The organism is Pseudoalteromonas sp. SR41-8 (genome assembly GCF_014163915.1).
GTDB classification, from domain to species: Bacteria; Pseudomonadota; Gammaproteobacteria; order Enterobacterales; family Alteromonadaceae; genus Pseudoalteromonas; species Pseudoalteromonas rhizosphaerae.
This window is the reverse complement of the sequence record NZ_JACJEE010000067.1, coordinates 1-1,955: the sequence shown is the minus strand read 5'-3', so window position 1 is coordinate 1,955 and position 1,955 is coordinate 1. Positions and strand designations below refer to the sequence as shown.

Genomic DNA, 1,955 nt, shown 5'->3' with positions numbered 1-1,955 from the left:
CATTAGAAAGTTCCGGTTAAGCAGGCAGCTGTGTTTTCTTGATCTTTTTATTCAAAAAACCAAGTTTTCTTACTTTTTAAACTCAATTTAAATATGGCTATACATCCAGTAATGACGTCGATTGGTGTGAATATGCACAGTGGCTTGAATAAAGAACGCCATACAAATTAAGGCCCTTAGCTTTCGCCTCAGTCATCTTTTAGTGCCAATGTCAGTCCAGTTTTTGGCAGTGCTTATGCCCTGCGCTATAACAAATCCGTGGTTTATGTTTTCACATAACCAACCCTTTATGGCTCAGGCATTGGGCATATCCAACATTTAAAATATGAGCGGTTAACGTGCAGGGAGAGTAGGTTCAGGTCTTTCTTTTTGACTTTTATAGTAAAAGGCAAGATGCAAGACCTGACCCTGCTGATTCCTTAGTCACCGCCAGTATGAAAGGGTTTATGAATCCGAAAACCACTGAATTTGGTAATGCATATAGCCGTACCGCGATTGCAGGGTTGTGGGCGGCACCGTGTCTAAACTTACGGGTGGAAAGTTTGCCAATGGCGCCATCACCTCAGCAATGCAATGGTGGTATAATGCTGAAAAAATGGGGGAGGTTCAAGAACACAGAAAAGCTGAAAAAATATTTAATGACTTAGTGGCTAGAGGCATATCAGAAAATAATAGTGGCTTACATCAGCAGGCGTTAAACTTTGCTGCTGGATACTGGGGGATTGATTTTGAAGATCGTGGTGAGTTTTTCTATCCTAAATTTGACAGTGCTTTGAAGCATTATCCTTTAATTAAAGACAATAGAATTTCTGTCAGTTTGAGTACATTACAAGAAGGACTTGGTTTTACCGGCTCAACTCTTTTTCATGAAATGGATCATATAAAAAATGGTAGTAGGTATATTGGGCAGTTTGGAATGGAATCTTCTCGCTTATTAGAAGTTTCAGCTTATGATGCTCAACTTAAACACAATCAGCGTTTTAGGTTAACGGAAAGACAGGTGGGGATATTGCAAAGTAATAGAAATGATAATTGTGTAAATATTCACATTGATAATAGAACTTCTAGGGGAATAACATGTTAAAAATAGCATCATTATTTTTTTTCTTGTCTGTATTTAATATTCAAGCTGAAGAGTTAATTGCTTTCAAAAATAAAAGTAGTATTTATTTTTTTTTGATAATGGTGAAAATATGCCAGAAAAATATTATCCGCATGTATTTATTGTTGGCTCATGTAAACAAAAATCAAATATATGCCCAGTTGTGATAGATAAGAATGGTAATGTGATAGATACACAGCTATCTTTGGCGAACTTCGATATGTCACATATTAAAGTTGTAAAAATACCTAGGTTTAACATATATGGGTCAAAGGTAGATTTAGATTGGATTAAGGAATGGCATAAACTTAAGAAAGGTGAATATGAAATAAAATTTAGGTATATGGATTGGGGAAAAAATAAACATTTAGATAGTAATTTTGTTAATTTTAAAATTAATTAATCAGAGTGTAATAAATAGGGTCACCCATTAGAAAGTTCCGGTCAAGCAGGCAGCTGTGTTTTCTTGATCTTTTTATTCAAAAAACCAAGAGAAAATGGGGTTAGAATGGGGTCACCCATTAGTAAAAAGAGTAGGGTCAGGTCTTTCTTTTTGCCTTTCTATTTTATTGCGATTAAAGCTTTATATTAAAAATTTAAAATAACTTTGTTGAGAGTTTAATATGTTTAAAATTAGTATTTTCTAATTATGTGTTTTTTTAGCGCTGCTAGTTCAGCAGCAATGAAATGGACTGATGATTATTGGCGTGGTAAAGGTGTTGAAGTGAAAAATGTATATCTTCAGTGGGATAACCATTGGGTACAATTTCATGGCATTTAGGGAGCGTAGAGTCACCCATTAGAAAGTTCCGGTTAAGCAGGCAGCTGTGTTTTCTTGATCTTTTTATTCAAA

General features: G+C 35.0%; 3 protein-coding genes. All 3 read left to right on the top strand.

Going from position 1 to position 1,955, the window contains the following annotated elements; all coding sequences use genetic code 11:
• Positions 1-517 precede the first annotated feature (517 nt).
• Positions 518-1,084 carry a hypothetical protein gene (locus H5162_RS20975; protein ID WP_182779435.1) on the top strand — a complete coding sequence of 189 codons (567 nt, stop codon included), beginning with the start codon at positions 518-520 and terminating at the stop codon, positions 1,082-1,084.
• 109 nt (positions 1,085-1,193) lie between these two features.
• The gene (locus H5162_RS20970) at positions 1,194-1,505 is read left to right on the top strand and encodes a hypothetical protein (RefSeq protein ID WP_182779434.1); all 312 of its coding nucleotides are present in this window, start codon (positions 1,194-1,196) and stop codon (positions 1,503-1,505) included.
• A 246-nt stretch (positions 1,506-1,751) separates the two neighbouring features.
• Positions 1,752-1,883, top strand: a complete 132-nt coding sequence (locus H5162_RS21460) for a hypothetical protein (RefSeq protein ID WP_259398300.1) — start codon at positions 1,752-1,754, stop codon at positions 1,881-1,883.
• Positions 1,884-1,955: the final 72 nt, after the last annotated feature.

Excerpts from the sequence above, each read along its gene's own strand:
- H5162_RS20970 (WP_182779434.1), top strand. The coding sequence starts at position 1,194 with ATGCCAGAAAAATATTATCCGCATGTATTTATTGTTGGCTCATGTAAA.
- H5162_RS21460 (WP_259398300.1), top strand. The coding sequence starts at position 1,752 with ATGTGTTTTTTTAGCGCTGCTAGTTCAGCAGCAATGAAATGGACTGAT.